The following is a 15,849-nucleotide window of genomic DNA, read 5'->3' as shown; positions in this document are numbered from 1 at the left end:
CATAGTAAATAAATTTATTTTTTATTTGAATCGGACAAAAAATATGGCTCACGCCGCAAGTTTCTCGTAGTAGTTATTTCTTGTCTGTTTGTATTCTTATTTTACTCTCCGTATATTTTCAAACGAAGTGCAGAGCAGAAATAGATGGTAAAATCTACAAAGCCGAGATTACAGTAAGCTAATAACTATTTGGTATATATAAATGAAAGGACGAATTAATATGAAATTTAAAATAGTTTGCATAGCATTGATAATATAAAAGGCTTGTGAAAAAATTAGATGTAAGCTATGATCATCTGTTTTTGCAATTTCAAGATAAGAAAACAGTAAAAAGATAAATGAAATTGTGAAAGATAAAATAAGATTTTAAAAGTCTGTTACAAAATTTGTAGCAGCCTAAAATATTGCACAATTAAAACAATAATACATAGTGCAATTAGATGAATTTATGCAAATTGATTAATTGTCGTTGCTTATTTATCTTTTGTATGGTAGAATTATGCTGAGGTTAAATATGGAAATGTTACTGGTAAATTTCACGGAACCGTTAATAAACAAATTATTACGAATACAGCCTTATCTGTGTTTTGGCAGAATAAATTAAATTGTAGCTGTTATGAATTTGATATATTAAAAGTTTCAGACTAATTAATACATAATGATTACTGTATTTGTAAATTTCTAAGGAGAAAGTGATATTATGAAAGTAAAAAAGAAATTGTCGCCGTTAATCATATGTTTAATTATATTATCTGCTTTACTTTTGATTATTGCATTTTTTGTTTTGAGCAAAGAAAAAGTTGACCTTAAACCGGATAGCGATACTTCGTATTATAACAGCTATGAATACGGTTGTAACAGTATGCGTATTTATAACGGTAAAAGGTTTCCTATGTCAGATGATTATATGGTATATAAGGACGGCAATTTATATGTAAAAGACCCTATGTATTTTAGGGCTGATATTTATTATTCTGACAGAAAAGAAAATGTTTCAACTTCAATTACTTCGCAAAGAATAGAGAATATTGAAGTTTATTGCGATGACGGCAGTTTGTATATGGAAAATCACGCAACACAAGAAAAGCAAAAATTAGATGAACAAAGCCAAATCCTTTTCTTTGATGGCGACAGGGTTTTATATTCAGTTGACAAAAAGAAACTTGTAATTGTTGATGCTAAGAATATAAACGACAGGAAAGAAATAGATTATATCGGTGAAATATTCTATATTTCTATAAACAGCAATACACTTAATGTTATTACAAAAAATGAATACAAATATGAAATTTTTCAATATGATGTGGATACATATTTGCAGAAATCACACTTCGAACATAGTACATTGAGTAACTTGGACGAGCCGGCTATTATTAATGATTACTTTTTATATTGCTGCAAAGATCTGATAAACACTTCTGAAGAATGTACTTTCTTAAAATACAATTTAAAAACCGGAGAAATATCACGAGCAGCCTTACATAATTATGTTCAATCAGTTACTTACAATAATAATAAAATTTATTTTTCGGCTGAAAAGTCAGAGTGGAATATAGTAAGAACAACCGTTGAGGATGAAAATAACGGTTTGTGGGAGGTCGATATAGACACCGGAACTAAAAAGAAGCTTTCTGATGAATGTGTATTTGACGATTTGCTTGCAACAGAAAATTATCTTTATTGCTACAGAAAAGACTATTTACTGCCACGAGGAATGGATAACGCTCGGTATAAGGGATATAGTTTAAAGCAAATTCCAATTAATTAGCAAAAATTACAACTTAAAATCAAAATTTAACTAAAAAAAGGCTTGTGTACCTAATTATATCTACAACGAATTAAAAAAACAAGCTAATGTTAAGAGGTGTTTTTAATGAATTATGTTTTTATGTTTGTTATGATTTGCTTTTTATTTTTAGTCATTTCTATTGCTATTAAATGTGTAACTTGTTTTATAACTTCAGAAATACTTTCAAATACTTTGTGTAAAAGCAACTTTACAAAAGAAATGAAAAAGAAGACTATAATTTGTGGCTTTATATCTGACTTATTATCTGTTGTTATTCTACCACTTATTTTGATTATTCAAAATCTGTTGGAGTATGATAGTTTTTTGAAATTTGACGATATAACCATATATAATTGTATTTTTTATATTTTTTATATTGCAGTATATCCTGATTACTCAACCATTGCTTCTGATGTTGATTGGTATATTTATTCTGTTCAGCCTCTATTATACTTAATTATTCTTTCGGCTTTGATAGGATTACTAATTAATTACTTGTTTATATTTAAAAAATCTAATTTAAGCAAAATGCAAAAAATATGTTCTTTGGGTATATTGGCTATTACTACAGCTCCGTATTATTTTATGATTTCATTCGGACCATTAGTTGATCCATTAGCAAAAATTTAATATTGTAAATGTGATTATAAAAAGTTAACAAAAATGTATTCTTGGTCAAATGCCAATAATTTAAAATTCACTTGCTACGAAAACGGTAAACGCATAGTAATTTATGATGTTTGTCAAATAGCCCGTGATTATAGGACTGGCAATGAATGGCTTAATGATTTACATACCACTAATTACGAATTAAATAGAGAATATGATTTAGATGGATATAATTGTGTTCAATCTTCAATGGATATATTACTTCAAGGAACCTTTAGTAGTGAAAGTAAAAAATACAAGGATAAAATCAAAAGTATATATGGTAATGTATTTAAGCGTGATTTTCATCCCAATAAAGTTTACAACAAATTAATTAATTGTTAAAAGTTTAGAGGTGTTAAATATGATTGATTACATATGCTCTCCGATTATTACACTGCTTTTTATAATCGTTATAGCATTTTTGGAAACAATTTTAGCAAATTGCGTATCTGTATATATAATTAATTCCAAATTACCAAAGCCACTTCTAAGTAGTGAATACAATAATACAATTTGGAAAATTTTAGGCTGTTGCTTTTTAGCAGAATCGATTTCAATGGTTATTCTTTCGATATTATTTCCTGTAATTTTAGGTGAATCCATTAAATATGCAGTACAAAATTCCGTTATACTACTTATATATATGATAACAACAGGAACTAACTATTCAAATTTACAGAGTATATTATTTACTATTTCGACCATATTTTTATCATCTGTAATAATATTCTTACTTTGCAGATTTTTTATATTTAAAAATCTTGATTTATTAGAAAAAAAGAAACGATATTCATTACTTATTGCAATTATGTCGGCTCCATATTTTTTGTTAATTCCGTTCGGAAATATTTTGAATTTTATTATTATGATATTATATAGCGTGTAAAAACTTTAAATTATTGACTCTGATATGACTAAAGCACATACCTCGGACTGTGATCTTGCAAATATAAATCCGTTCCGTTATCGAGAATATGTGTATGACAGTGAAACCGGTTTGTATTATCTCAAGAGCCGTTACTATGATCCGGTTACAGGCAGATTTTTAAATGCAGATATGTATTGTGACACTCAATCAAATATCTTTGGAACAAATATGTTTGCATACTGCAACAATAATCCTGTAAATCAAAGAGACCCTGAGGGTACAGACGCTTATTGGGTACAATTCGGTAATGCGGTTAGATTATTTGATACATCAATTACGAATTAAATAGAGGATATGATTTAGATAGTTATAATTGTGTTCAAGTGTCAATAGAAGTTTTATTAGAAGGCTCGTTTAATAATTTAATAAGCAGTATGTTAAATATAAAAATAAAATAGAGTCATACAACTTAGAATTCATTTCAAACAATATATTCGGTGAATTAAAAAAATTAAATAACGAAAGGTTATTTTACTATGGATATAATTTTATATATATTACCGGTTTTTCTCATAGTTTTGCTTTTGCCAAAATATTTTATGGTACTGTTGGCGAAATGCGTGGATAACGCTTTGTTTAGAGAAAAAATAATTGATAAAGAAATCAGGAGAAAACTTTACCGCAATGGAGTGTTTGCTGATCTAATAGCATCTTTTAGTATGATTGTGATTGGCTTTATTCAGAATTTGAGTGATTTGCCGAGTTATTTTTCAGGTTTTGAAAATTATGTTGTGTATTTTAGTATGAGTCTTTTCTCGTTTATGTATGCGCCTGATTATTCCCAACAGAATTCATTTTTCATTTCATTTATTTTTATTCTGGTGACAATTGCAATATCCGCACTTATCAGCTTGTTTTTTGATTATTTTACAATTTTCAGAAACCCGGATCTTACAAAAAAGCAAAAAATCTGTACTTTGCTGATTTTTGTGTTAATGACTGCTCCATACTATTTCCTGATTTCTCCTACTTTATTTTATAATTGATATATAATAAAATCCTTTTTATAAATACAATTTGATAACCGAGGTTTTTCACGAATAGTTGAACATAATTATCTTACTAAGAGCAGAGGAAAACAAGATTATGATGAAGAAGATATATTTACACTAATGATGGTTTATGCTTCCAAAGATGGTATTGATGAAAGGTTGAACCTTTGGAAAACGCTGATTAAATATAAGCCAGAGAACATAACCAACATTATAGATAATTTATAATCTTTTTGATTATAATTGCGTACAAGTATCAATGCAAACTTTATTGAGGGGGAATTTTTATAGCTACTATGAACATCGAAGAAATATACTTAATGAAAATAAAAATAGATTTATTCCTAATTATGTTTACAAAAAGCTAAAATCAAATTAAGTAGGTGATTTAATGAATATTACATTTATGGTAGTAACAGTATTTTTATTTTTCTTTGGATTAATATTTTTAGGCAAGCTTATAATTTCCGGCTATGTTACATACCTCCTTTCGGTTAAGTTTGGCGATGAATACATAACTTCTCAGATGAAGAGAGATACCTATATATTTGGCATTGTGGCTGACTTAGCAGCGATTGGCATTGTTTCTTTAGTTTTAATAATTTTAAGCAATACTACAAATATCTCTGTAATTCAAATTGATGGTATAACATTTCTGCAGTATTACTTCTGTCTGTTCATCTATGCCATTTATCCTCAATATTCATACTTGGGCGTTAACAATCAAGCATTTGCTGAGAGCTTTTACATTATTCTTGCCTTGATTGCGGTTTCTCTCATAGCAAGCTGTATTATGTATTACTTTTTCGTGTTCAGAAAATCCGAATTAAGCAAGCCAAAAAAATTCTATTCGGTTTTTATTTTAACTATTACAACTGCACCGTATTATTTCCTATTTTCATTTGCAAGTTTTGGAAGCTCTATGGCTTTGCTATAAGTCATAGAACAGTAGATTAATATCAGCGGATAATAGTTGGTATAAGAAATATTGTTTAAAGCAAATTCCAATTAATTAGCAAAAATTACAACTTAAAATCAAAAATTCAACTAAGAAAAGGCTGCTACAAATTTTGTAACAGCCTTTAATACTATGATAATAATTAAAACCCGACTTTTCTACATAAAGTCTAAAAGTGCGATACAATACAAAATAATGTGAGCCTGACAAAAGTGTGAAGGAATAGAGATAAAAAGACTCTATTCGAGCCAACTTGTGAAAGTTCGCATAAAACAATCACCCTGTTGGGAGATAGTGTGACATAGACTGTAGAGTATGAAAGCGTTAAATACCTACACCTGTTCATTGTCGAGGAAAGTTTTTACTGAACGCCAAAAAACTTTTGTTAGTTAATAAAAAGGATAGTCTGAAGTATAAAACCTCAGACTATCCTTTGGCGGAGGACAAGGGATTTGAACCCTCGCGCCGCGTTAGCGACCTACTCCCTTAGCAGGGGAGCCTCTTAACCACTTGAGTAATCCTCCGTGTAGTTAAACTACAAAAAATATTGAATAAATGGCGGAGAGAAAGGGATTCGAACCCTTGGTCCCTTGCGGGATCACTAGTTTTCAAGACTAGCTCCTTAAACCACTCGGACATCTCTCCGTATTGAATGTTATCACAACTCAACGATATTTATTATATCACTTTGTGATATATTTGTCAACAGTTAAAATAAATTTTTATATAAAATATTTTAAACCGTATATATAAAGCGATAAGAAAATCGGCAATCAAGTGGCGGAGAGAAAGGGATTCGAACCCTTGGTCCCTTGCGGGATCACTAGTTTTCAAGACTAGCTCCTTAAACCACTCGGACATCTCTCCGTATTGCCGATTATCTTACGCAACGATATATTTTATACCATTTTTTCAGCCGTTTGTCAAGATTTTTTTGAATTTTTTTCAAACTTTTTCAAAATTCTGTAAATTTATTCTTTTTCCGCCGCCTCACGCTTTGAAAAAACACAGCCGCAGTAATTCTGTCTGTACAAATTATGCTCGGCAGAAAGTACGATTGAGCGTTTGTAACCCTCTTTTTTCTTAAAATCACTGTTTAACCACTTTACATCGTAAACATCAGCAAAACGCTCACCTATTTGATTCAGTAACGGTGCGTTTTTCAACGGACTTATCGTCAAAGTGGTTGTAAAGTAATCGAAATTCATTTCCCGGGCAATGCGGGCGGTCTTTTCAAGGCGCAGTTCAAAGCATTTTTTACACCTTTCCCCTCCCTCGGGTTCGTTTTCAAGACCTTTTACGGCAGAAAAATATTCTAAAGGAGAATATTCGCCCTCAATAATATTTACGGGGTACTTAAAATTCATTTCGGAAATAAAGCGTTTTTCTTCGTTTAATCTGTGCTGATATTCAGCCTTTTCAGAAATATTGGGATTATAAAAGAAAACCGTGATTTTAAAATACTGCGACAAATACTCAAGACAATAGCTTGAACAAGGCGCACAACAGACATGCAAAAGCAGTGTCGGAACAGTATTTGTCTTTTGAAGATTTGAGATTATTCCGTCAAGAATTTTCTGATAATTTACCTTGTTCATCGTTCGTCCTTATTTCTGTGCCAAAATCATATTCAAAAGTTCGTCGGCGGTTGCGGCAACCTGCGGAGCGCCTGCCTCCGTAAGCTCTTTCCTGCCTCTGAATCCCCATTCAACGCCAAGCATACTTACGCCTGCATTCTTTGCGGTGAACACATCAACATCGCTGTCGCCGATATAAATACACTCGCTTTGCTTTACATTGTGCTTGCTCAAAATTGCGTTTAAAGCCTCGCCGTCGGGTTTGCACTTATATTCCTTTTTGTTGCCCCAAGCCTCGGTAAACTTATGGTTCGGGAATACTTTTGCAAGGATAGCGCCTACAAATTCATCGGGTTTGTTTGAAAGTACGGCCGTCATAATGCCGTTTTTGTCGAGCTGCTCCAAAAGTTCGGTACAGCCCTTGTACTCGGCTGTATGGTCGTTGCTGTGAGCGCCGTAGTAAGTGTTAAATCCGTTCATAACCGTATCAAAAAGTGCCTTATCTTCGCTTTTCTCGCCCATTGCACGCTTTACAAGCATTTCTCTGCCGTTGCCTACAAAATGATTGTAATTCTCCATAGGATGTACAGGCAAGCCTGCCTGTTTAAGTCCCTCATTGGTGGCAATACCAAGGTCAACAAGAGAATTTACAAGTGTGCCGTCCAAATCAAATACTACCATTTTTACCATATCAAAGACCTCTTTCCTGTTCAAACAAAATTGCACGGCAAGGTGCCGCCTCCAGACCGCCAAGCTTAATAGGAAATGCAAAAAGCTCATAGTCGCCGTCTGCTATATCCGATAAATCAAGGTTTTCCAAAATCGCAATGCCTGCCTCGGCAAGGATTTTGTGCGTTTCGTTCTCGTCATATTCGGGTGCGATTGACTGTGCGTCCGTGCCAATCATAACCACATCGCTGTCAGCGAGCACTCTGGCGGCAAAAGCAGACACAAAAGCCTTGCAGTTGCCGTGCAAAAGCAGTTTCTTACGGCTGTGCGCAAGAATTTTGTCCATATCTTCGCCCGTAAGAATACCGTTGACGGTAACTACCGTACATTTGCCCGTAAAGGTATTAAGGCGCATTTTGGATATAGAACTGCCGTCGCTCGAAAAATGCAGAGGAGCGTCAATATGAGTGCCTGTGTGGGTGCTCATACTAATGGCAGAAAGATTGTAATCATCGCCGTTTTCAATACTTTTTATTCTGTTTACCTCGGTCTGCGGGTCGCCCTCGTAGACCTTGCTTGTGAGAATATCCCTTGAAATATCGTGAATTATCAAGCTATGCACCAACTTTTTGTCTTAATACATCTATTATACTATATAATTACAAAAAATTCAAATACAAAAGGGACTGCCTTTCGACAGCCCCGTAAATTTATACATTTATCAAATTCTTGCAACGCCTGTTTCGATAGCGGCTTTTTTAACAGCCTCGGCAACAGTCTTACCGATTCTCTTATCGAAAGCCTCGGGAAGAATGTAGTCGGCATTAAGCTCACTTTCGCTTACGAGTGAAGCGATTGCAAATGAAGCGGCAACTTTCATCTCTTCGTTGATGTCGCTTGCACGGCAATCAAGAGCACCTCTGAAAATGCCCGGGAAAGCGAGAACATTGTTAATCTGGTTCGGGAAGTCACTTCTGCCTGTACCTACAACGGCAGCGCCTGCTTTCTTGGCAAGGTCAGGCATAATTTCAGGAGTAGGATTAGCCATAGCAAAGAGGATTGGGTCTTTTGCCATAGAAGCAACCATTTCTTCGCTTACACAGCCTGCGGCTGAAATACCGAGAAATACATCTGCGCCCTTCATAGCGTCTGCGAGTGTGCCTGTCATATGCTCAAGGTTTGTAATCTCTGCCATTTCACGCTTAACGGCATTAAGTCTTTCGTCACCCTTGCAGATGATACCCTTACTGTCGCAAAGAGTAATGTTCTTAACACCCATATTGAGGAGGTGCTTGGCAATGGCAATGCCTGCTGCGCCTGCGCCGTTCATAACAACCTTTATGTCCTCAAACTTTTTGCCTACAAGCTTTAAAGAATTGATAAGTCCTGCGGCAACGATTACGGCTGTACCGTGCTGGTCATCGTGGAAAATCGGAATATCGCACTTTTCCTTAAGTTTTTTCTCAATTTCAAAGCAACGGGGAGCGGCAATATCCTCAAGGTTAATACCGCCGAATGAACCGCTGATAAGGTAAATTGCATTTACGATTTCGTCAACATCTTTACTTCTTACGCAGATAGGAAATGCGTCAACATCGCCGAACTCTTTAAAGAGAGCGCATTTGCCCTCCATAACAGGCATACCTGCCTCGGGGCCGATGTCGCCAAGACCGAGAACCGCTGTACCGTCTGTTACTACTGCAACAAGATTGTTTCTTCTTGTAAGCTCAAAAGACTTGTCGTAATCTTTCTGAATTTCAAGGCAAGGCTCGGCAACACCCGGTGTATATGCAAGAGATAAATCCTCGGCATTAGAAATAGGAACTCTTGATACTACCTCGATTTTACCGTTCCATTCGTAATGCTTTTCGAGTGATTTCTGTCTTATGTCCATTATAAACTCTCCTTTGTTACAAATCTTTATTTATTATAAACTGAAAAATCGGATATATCAAGCTATTTTATGAAAATTTAAGTTGACATTTTGCAAAAAATCATATAGTATTATAGATATGAGTGTATTGAACAGCTGCGGGAAATTGCCGAAAGGCGTTTTGCGAGGAAAGTCCGGGCTTCATAGAGCAAAAATAACGGCTAACGGCCGCCGGAGGCGACTCCAGGGATAGTGCAACAGAAAATTACCGCCACTTTTGTGGTAAGGATGGAAAGGTGAGGTAAGAGCTCACCGGAGATAGCGAGAGTTATCTGCCGTGTAAACCCTATTTGAAGCAACACCGTGGTAGGACATTATACGCTTGCTCGGCGTGTCCTTAGGAGGTGGCATTGAGCAGTTCCGGCAACGGGCTGCCAAGATAGATAGCTGTTCACGACAGAACCCGGCTTACAGATACAGTCATATTTTTTAAAGACTACTGCATTTTTGCAGTGGTTTTTATTTTTTTGCTTTTTGCGTTCTGTTCTGAATGTCAGCATTAGTAAATTATGGTTTAGCGGAGTGTCGGTCGGGCATTGAAATTTAGCTAACGCTAAATTATCCTCCAAAAAAGTTTACTCAATTTTTTTAAAAATAATGCTTTTCAGCATATAAAATTCACTGTTATATTGCAGTAAAATACTTAAACGGAGAAAATACAAAAAGCACTCACAATCGGCGACCGACTGCGAATGTTCAGTTAGTATTTTTTAATAAGTTTTCTTTATTTAGTTTTATTAGGGTTCAGATTATGAAGCAGGCAGGTGCAAAAAATAAAGCGGTTATCCTCAAAATTTTAAGCACCCTACTGCATTGATTTTTTAAGGTTGAGCGTTTCTCTTTGTAAAATAATCCACAAGATTTGCTCTTGCAAAACCTTCGTTGTAAAAACTCGGGTTGAGTTCATATATAAAAGAAGTGTTCTGCTCCTTGCCGAATTTGCTCGCACGAAAGCCGCCGGACTTTGAGATAATCTCTCTGTCCTCAAGTTTTCGCACACACTTGCGTACTGTATTGTCTGACATTGCGCAGGCGGTTGCAATGGTGTGTACCGACGGAAAACACATTCCCGTATCGTCACTGCAACGCACAAGATAGCTTAGAACGGCAAGCTCAGACGAAGTGAGCATAAGGCAGAAAACCTCGTTTGGTAATGTAAAAAAGTTTTTAATGTTTTTCAAAATTATCACCTCAATTACATTTCAAAAAAGGTAAAAGTTGCACTAATTGCAATAATTTTTCTGAAAATATTTTTGAGAATTTTAGAATTACGGTTTAACTAACTGTTTAGACAAAAAAATCTCCCGATACGCAAGATTAATGCAATATCGGGAGATTTGATTTTAAATTATTTTATAAAGCCCTGTACAAGTACAATAAGCACAAGAATCGGGAGTACAAATTGGAAATAAGGCTTTAAAAATCTTGCAAATTTCATACCCTTGCCTGTATTACATTCAGTAAGGTAATTGTCAAATCCCCAACCGAATTTTGTAACGCAGAACAGCAGATAAATAAGCGAGCCGACAGGCAACAAAATATTGCTTACAAGGAAGTCCTCCATACCGAGAACATTCTGACCAAACAGCTCAAAACCGCTCCAAATATTAAATCCGAACACACAAGGCAAACTTGCAATAAGAATAATAACCGCATTTATGACTACCGACTTCTTACGGCTGATGCCGAACATATCAATCCAGAACGAAATGATATTCTCAAAAACGGCAATGATAGTTGAAAAACACGCAAAAGTCATAAACAAAAAGAACAGTGTGCCCCAAATTCTTCCGCCTGCCATATTTACAAATACATTTGGCAAGGTAATGAATATGAGTGCAGGGCCTTGGTCGGGCTCAACTCCGTATGAGAAACACGCAGGGAAAATAATAAGTCCCGCCATAATTGCCACAAAAGTATCGAGTGCGCAGATTTTCACGGACTCGCCCGGAAGAGTATTGTCCTTAGACATATAGCTGCCGAAGATTTCCATAGCCGCAATGCCGAGGCTGAGTGTGAAAAAGCTCTGATTCATAGCGGCGGAAACAATGTTGCCGATACCTATTTCGGATACTTTTTCAAAATCGGGAACAAGATAAAACTTAAGTCCCTCGCCTGCACCGCTAAGCAAAATGCTGTTTACGGCAAGTGCGAGAATGAGCACAAGCAAAGCAATCATCATAACCTTGCTCACCTTTTCTATTCCCTTTTGAATACCTCTGCTGCACACCAAAAAGCCGAGTATGGTAATAATAGCCATCCATATAACCATTTCAATCGGGTTTGACTGCAACTGAGAGAATACACCGCTGACTTGCTCAGAGGTCATTCCGCTTTCAAAAGTGCCTGTTGCAAATTTGTAAAAATAGCTTGTCATCCACCCCGAAACGGTTGTGTAGTACATCATCAGCAGATAACAGCCAAGCATACAGAACCAACCGTGAATATGCCATTTGCTTTTTGGCTTTTCAAGTTTTTTGTAGCCGAGCACGGCGCTTTTTCGGCTTGCTCTGCCCACTGCAAGCTCCATTGTCAATACGGGAATACCCATAAGAACGAGGAAAACGAGGTAAAGCAAAACAAAAAGACCGCCGCCGTTTTCACCTGCAACATACGGGAATCTCCAAACATTGCCGATGCCGATTGCACAGCCCGCACTTACAAGAATAAATCCAAGCCGTGACTTAAAACTTTCTCTTTCCATAGAAACTCTCCTAAAAACAAACTGTTACAATTATATAAAAAATAATCATACACTGTCAAGCATAATGTAAAATATTTATCTGTATTTTAATTTTCGCTTAATGGCACATAGAGCTTATTTTTCGGGATTTTGTCACCGAAGTTATCGCAAAGTTTCCATTCGATCGGTTTTTCGCTTAAATTCATTTTAGATTTATAAGCCATCTTGCTTTGAAGCTGTTTTTTCGGCATAAGATAAGTTTTGCTGTCTTTGATAAACACAGTACCCGTTTCTATAAAGCAAAAAGTGACATTGTACTTTTCACATTCCTCTCTAAGGTGCTTTACCCAATCAAAATTACATGGTCGTGCGCCGTCATAGTTTTCTCCGCCGCACCAACACTCATACAGCCTATGCATAGCTTTACCTTATTAAATTAAAGTTTTTCTGCCCAATCGGCAAGGGCTTTTTCGCTCATACCGTTGATTACTTTGCCCTCTACCCAATTTGCGCCCGGGCAGCTCGGCTTTAGATTTGCCAAAGTCTTACCCATTCCGCTACCGCCGGAAGTTGCAAACGGAATAACCTTTTTACCGTCTAAGTCAACATTTTCTACAAATGTGTTGATAATTGTTGGAGCAACATACCACCAGATTGGGAAACCGATAAAAATAGTATCGTAATTTGCAAGGCTGTTAGGAAGCTGAGCAATCTGCGGACGAAAGCTCTTGTCATTCATTTCAATAGATGAACGGCTGTTTTTGTTTGTCCAGTCAAGGTCGGCTCTTGTGTAAGGCGTCTGCGGCTTGATTTCAAACAAGTCTGCGCCTGTTGCCTTTGCAAGTTTTTCTGCCATTGCCTTAGTGTTACCGCTTGGCGAAAAATATGCTATTAACTTTTTCATTATAATCAACCTTTCAAAGAAATTCAGCTTGTATTTAAACTGTATTTATATTATACTCCTTTGTTTTACAAATGTCTAATGCCTATTTCAAATTGCTTGCTATGCCATTTGGTAATCACAAAAAAGCAAGGCGGAAATTAAACCGCCTTGCTTAAATTATTTTTTATTGCATTTTAGCGTGCAGGCTGAGCAATTACCGCCACACTTTGAAATCATCTTATCCTTTTTAGCTTTTCTTACGGCGAGAATAACCAAAAGAGCTACAATTACTAAAATTATAATACTCGGTATATCCATATTCGCCCTCCGTTAAGCCAAGCCAAAGGCAAGACCGACTGCGTGAATAAGAAAAGCCACACACCATGCGATTGCGCACTGAATAATAACAGTTGCGACAGCCGCCTTAGTGCCGCCCATTTCTCGCTTTACGGTTGCAATAGCGGCAACGCAAGGAGTGTAAAGCAAAGTAAATACAAGGAATACAGCGGCGGTAAAAGGAGTAAACAATGTACTTACAAGCTCGGCATCTCCGCCCATAAGTACAGTAAGTGTAGACACAACGCTTTCTTTTGCTGTAAAGCCTGTAATGAGAGCTGTTGATACTCGCCAATCGCCAAATCCGAGCGGAGCAAAAATAGGAGCAACCAAGCTGCCAATCATTGCAAGCAGGCTCTGTTCGGGTGATTCGGCAACATTAAATCTTGCGTCAAAGGTCTGCAAAAACCAAATTATAATTGACGCTACAAAAATAATTGTAAATGCCTTTTCTATAAATCCCTTTGCCTTTTCCCAAATGAGATGCACAACGCTCTTTGCCGATGGAAGTCGGTAATTAGGCAGCTCCATTACAAACGGAACAGGCTCGCCCTTGAACTTTGTGCTTTTTAAAATCAAAGCATAAATAATGGCACAAATAATGCCGAATATGTATAGTCCCACCATTACAAGCGCCTGATACTGCCTTGGGAAAAATACGCTTATAATCAGCGAATAAATCGGCAGTTTTGCACTGCAACTCATAAACGGAGTGAGCAGGATTGTCATTTTTCTATCTCTTTCGCTTGAGAGTGTTCGTGTTGACATAATTGCAGGAACAGAACAGCCAAAGCCTATAAGCATTGGCACAAAACTTCTGCCCGACAGTCCTATTTTTCTTAACAGCTTATCCATTACAAAGGCAACCCTTGCCATATAACCTGTATCCTCAAGAATAGACAAAAAGAAAAACAGAGTTACGATTGTAGGCAAAAAGCTGATTACACTGCCCACACCGTTGCATATGCCGTCTACCACAAGCGAATGCACAACAGGGTTAATCTGTACGGCGGTGAGTGCGTTGTCTATAAGCGATATAACAGAATCTACGCCTAAACTCATTAGGTCAGAGAGCCATGCGCCCACAAGGTTAAAGGTCATAACGAATATGAGTGCCATAATTGCAATAAAGCAAGGAATAGCGGTATATCTGCCCGTAAGCAATCGGTCAATTTTCATACTTCGCTTATGCTCTTTGCTTTCGTGCGGACGGACAACTGTTTTTTGACACATTTTTTCTATAAAGCTGAATCGCATATTTGAAATGGCGGCCTCTCGGTCAAGTCCCGTTTCATCTTCCATTACGGATACAATGTGCTCAAATGCCTGCTTTTTGTCATCGGTCAGGTTAAGTAGCTTTTCAATAGGCACATCGTTTTCTATCAGCTTTGTTGCGGCAAATCGCAGCGGCAGTCCCGATTGCTTTGCCTCAGGCTCTATCATATGCACTACGGCGTGTATGCAGCGGTGAACCGCTCCGACAGGGTCTTTTTTATCTACACTGTCTGTGCAAAAATCTATTCGCCCCGGCTTTTCCATAAATCTTGCCACATGAAGTGCGTGACTTACAAGCTCGTCTATACCCTCATTTTTTACGGCTGAAATAGGAATAACAGGTATTCCGAGAATTTGCTCAAGCTCGTTTACTCTGATACTTCCGCCGTTTTCTCGCACCTCGTCCATCATATTCAGCGCAAGCACCATAGGAATACCAAGTTCCATAAGCTGCATAGTAAGGCATAGATTTCGCTCAAGGTTTGAGGCGTCTACAATATTTATAATTCCGCTCGGCTTATCTTTTATCAAGAAATCTCGTGTAACTATTTCTTCGCTCGAATACGGCGACAATGAGTAAATACCCGGCAAGTCGGTAACTGTTGCCTCAGGGTGATTTTTAATTGTGCCGTCTTTTCTGTCTACGGTAACACCCGGAAAATTGCCCACATGCTGATTAGCGCCCGTAAGCTGATTAAACAAAGTGGTTTTGCCGCAGTTTTGGTTTCCTGCAAGCGCAAATGTAAGTTTGCTGTCTTTCGGCAGTGCTTTGCTTTCATCGTGAATATGATAATCGTTTGCCTCGCCAAGCTCGCCTACTCGTGGATGCGGAATAGATTTATGCCTTTGCGGTTTGCTGTCGGCAACAACTTTTCGTTCGTGTATGTTTTCAATTTCAATTTTCTTAGCCTCATCAAGTCGGAGCGTAAGCTCATAGCCTCTCACTTCAATTTGAATCGGATCGCCCATCGGCGCTATTTTCTGCAAAGTAATTTCAGTGCCGGGTGTAAGTCCCATATCAAGCAAATGGTGTCTTAATGCTCCGTCACCGCCAACCCTTGTAATAAAAGCACTTTGTTTTGGCTTTAGTTTATCCATTTCCATAAATAATGCCACCCCTATAAATGCAAATGTTCATTTCATTTTTTCATTTCATAATTTTTCTTTCCTTATAT

17 protein-coding genes, 3 tRNA genes and 1 other RNA gene are annotated in these 15,849 nt (G+C 36.8%); 7 read left to right on the top strand and 14 right to left on the bottom strand.

What is annotated here, in order from left to right; genetic code table 11:
- Positions 1-700: 700 nt before the first annotated feature.
- The 3 genes from KGF34_RS02360 (at position 701) to KGF34_RS02350 (ending at position 2,782) form a co-directional block, all read left to right on the top strand.
- Entirely contained in the window at positions 701-1,768 is a 1,068-nt protein-coding gene (locus KGF34_RS02360; RefSeq protein WP_252559694.1) for a hypothetical protein, read from the top strand.
- Between the two features lie 240 nt (positions 1,769-2,008).
- Positions 2,009-2,419 (top strand): hypothetical protein, encoded by a 411-nt coding sequence (locus KGF34_RS02355; RefSeq protein WP_252559693.1) that lies wholly within the window; start codon positions 2,009-2,011, stop codon positions 2,417-2,419.
- 33 nt (positions 2,420-2,452) lie between these two features.
- Positions 2,453-2,782 carry a hypothetical protein gene (locus tag KGF34_RS02350; protein WP_252559692.1) on the top strand — a complete coding sequence of 110 codons (330 nt, stop codon included), beginning with the start codon at positions 2,453-2,455 and terminating at the stop codon, positions 2,780-2,782.
- A gap of 27 nt (positions 2,783-2,809) precedes the next feature.
- Here the strand turns inward: KGF34_RS02350 and KGF34_RS02345 are convergent, their stop codons facing one another.
- Positions 2,810-3,043: a hypothetical protein gene (locus KGF34_RS02345; protein WP_252559691.1), complete on the bottom strand. Its 234-nt coding sequence runs from the start codon at positions 3,041-3,043 to the stop codon at positions 2,810-2,812.
- A 307-nt stretch (positions 3,044-3,350) separates the two neighbouring features.
- On the opposite strand from KGF34_RS02345, the gene KGF34_RS02340 reads away from it, so the two are divergent.
- The 3 genes from KGF34_RS02340 to KGF34_RS02330 all read left to right on the top strand — a co-directional run bounded on the left by KGF34_RS02340 (position 3,351) and on the right by KGF34_RS02330 (position 5,297).
- Positions 3,351-3,653 carry an RHS repeat-associated core domain-containing protein gene (locus KGF34_RS02340; RefSeq protein WP_252559690.1) on the top strand — a complete coding sequence of 101 codons (303 nt, stop codon included), beginning with the start codon at positions 3,351-3,353 and terminating at the stop codon, positions 3,651-3,653.
- Positions 3,654-3,907: 254 nt separating this feature from the next.
- Positions 3,908-4,354 (top strand): hypothetical protein, encoded by a 447-nt coding sequence (locus tag KGF34_RS02335; RefSeq protein WP_252559689.1) that lies wholly within the window; start codon positions 3,908-3,910, stop codon positions 4,352-4,354.
- Positions 4,355-4,751: 397 nt separating this feature from the next.
- Complete coding sequence (locus KGF34_RS02330; protein WP_252559688.1) at positions 4,752-5,297, top strand: hypothetical protein; 546 nt, start codon at positions 4,752-4,754, stop codon at positions 5,295-5,297.
- A gap of 455 nt (positions 5,298-5,752) precedes the next feature.
- Here KGF34_RS02330 and KGF34_RS02325 read toward each other — a convergent pair.
- The 7 genes from KGF34_RS02325 to KGF34_RS02295 all read right to left on the bottom strand — a co-directional run bounded on the left by KGF34_RS02325 (position 5,753) and on the right by KGF34_RS02295 (position 9,458).
- Positions 5,753-5,842 (bottom strand) — tRNA-Ser (locus KGF34_RS02325).
- Positions 5,843-5,874: 32 nt separating this feature from the next.
- Positions 5,875-5,963 (bottom strand) — tRNA-Ser (locus tag KGF34_RS02320).
- Positions 5,964-6,096: 133 nt separating this feature from the next.
- Positions 6,097-6,185: transfer RNA gene (locus KGF34_RS02315), tRNA-Ser, on the bottom strand.
- Between the two features lie 104 nt (positions 6,186-6,289).
- Complete coding sequence (locus KGF34_RS02310) at positions 6,290-6,916, bottom strand: epoxyqueuosine reductase QueH (RefSeq protein WP_252559687.1); 627 nt, start codon at positions 6,914-6,916, stop codon at positions 6,290-6,292.
- A 9-nt stretch (positions 6,917-6,925) separates the two neighbouring features.
- The gene (locus KGF34_RS02305; protein WP_022235119.1) at positions 6,926-7,585 is read right to left on the bottom strand and encodes an HAD hydrolase-like protein; all 660 of its coding nucleotides are present in this window, start codon (positions 7,583-7,585) and stop codon (positions 6,926-6,928) included.
- 1 nt (position 7,586) lies between these two features.
- Positions 7,587-8,177 (bottom strand): cyclase family protein, encoded by a 591-nt coding sequence (locus tag KGF34_RS02300; RefSeq protein ID WP_252559686.1) that lies wholly within the window; start codon positions 8,175-8,177, stop codon positions 7,587-7,589.
- Between the two features lie 108 nt (positions 8,178-8,285).
- Positions 8,286-9,458, bottom strand: a complete 1,173-nt coding sequence (locus tag KGF34_RS02295) for a malic enzyme-like NAD(P)-binding protein (RefSeq protein ID WP_252559685.1) — start codon at positions 9,456-9,458, stop codon at positions 8,286-8,288.
- 119 nt (positions 9,459-9,577) lie between these two features.
- On the opposite strand from KGF34_RS02295, the gene rnpB reads away from it, so the two are divergent.
- An RNA gene (gene rnpB / locus KGF34_RS02290) (RNase P RNA component class A) lies at positions 9,578-9,924 on the top strand.
- A 394-nt stretch (positions 9,925-10,318) separates the two neighbouring features.
- Here rnpB and KGF34_RS02285 read toward each other — a convergent pair.
- From KGF34_RS02285 to feoB, 6 genes are all read right to left on the bottom strand, one after another.
- The gene (locus KGF34_RS02285) at positions 10,319-10,678 is read right to left on the bottom strand and encodes a helix-turn-helix domain-containing protein (protein WP_252559684.1); all 360 of its coding nucleotides are present in this window, start codon (positions 10,676-10,678) and stop codon (positions 10,319-10,321) included.
- Between the two features lie 167 nt (positions 10,679-10,845).
- Complete coding sequence (locus tag KGF34_RS02280) at positions 10,846-12,201, bottom strand: sodium-dependent transporter (RefSeq protein WP_252559683.1); 1,356 nt, start codon at positions 12,199-12,201, stop codon at positions 10,846-10,848.
- Positions 12,202-12,287: 86 nt separating this feature from the next.
- Positions 12,288-12,599, bottom strand: coding sequence for a DUF5131 family protein (locus KGF34_RS02275; RefSeq protein ID WP_195410276.1), 312 nt, complete (start codon positions 12,597-12,599; stop codon positions 12,288-12,290).
- Between the two features lie 17 nt (positions 12,600-12,616).
- Positions 12,617-13,087, bottom strand: a complete 471-nt coding sequence (locus KGF34_RS02270) for a flavodoxin (RefSeq protein WP_252560196.1) — start codon at positions 13,085-13,087, stop codon at positions 12,617-12,619.
- A gap of 153 nt (positions 13,088-13,240) precedes the next feature.
- Positions 13,241-13,381 (bottom strand): FeoB-associated Cys-rich membrane protein, encoded by a 141-nt coding sequence (locus KGF34_RS02265; RefSeq protein ID WP_117704606.1) that lies wholly within the window; start codon positions 13,379-13,381, stop codon positions 13,241-13,243.
- Between the two features lie 12 nt (positions 13,382-13,393).
- A complete protein-coding gene (gene feoB / locus KGF34_RS02260) occupies positions 13,394-15,778 on the bottom strand; it encodes a ferrous iron transport protein B (protein ID WP_252559682.1) in 2,385 nt (794 codons plus the stop codon).
- Positions 15,779-15,849 lie beyond the last annotated feature (71 nt).

Origin of the sequence: Ruminococcus sp. FMBCY1, assembly GCF_023921805.1 — a bacterium.
In the GTDB taxonomy this organism is placed as follows: domain Bacteria; phylum Bacillota; class Clostridia; order Oscillospirales; family Acutalibacteraceae; genus Ruminococcoides; species Ruminococcoides intestinale_A.
This window is presented reverse-complemented; position numbering and strand designations above follow the sequence as displayed.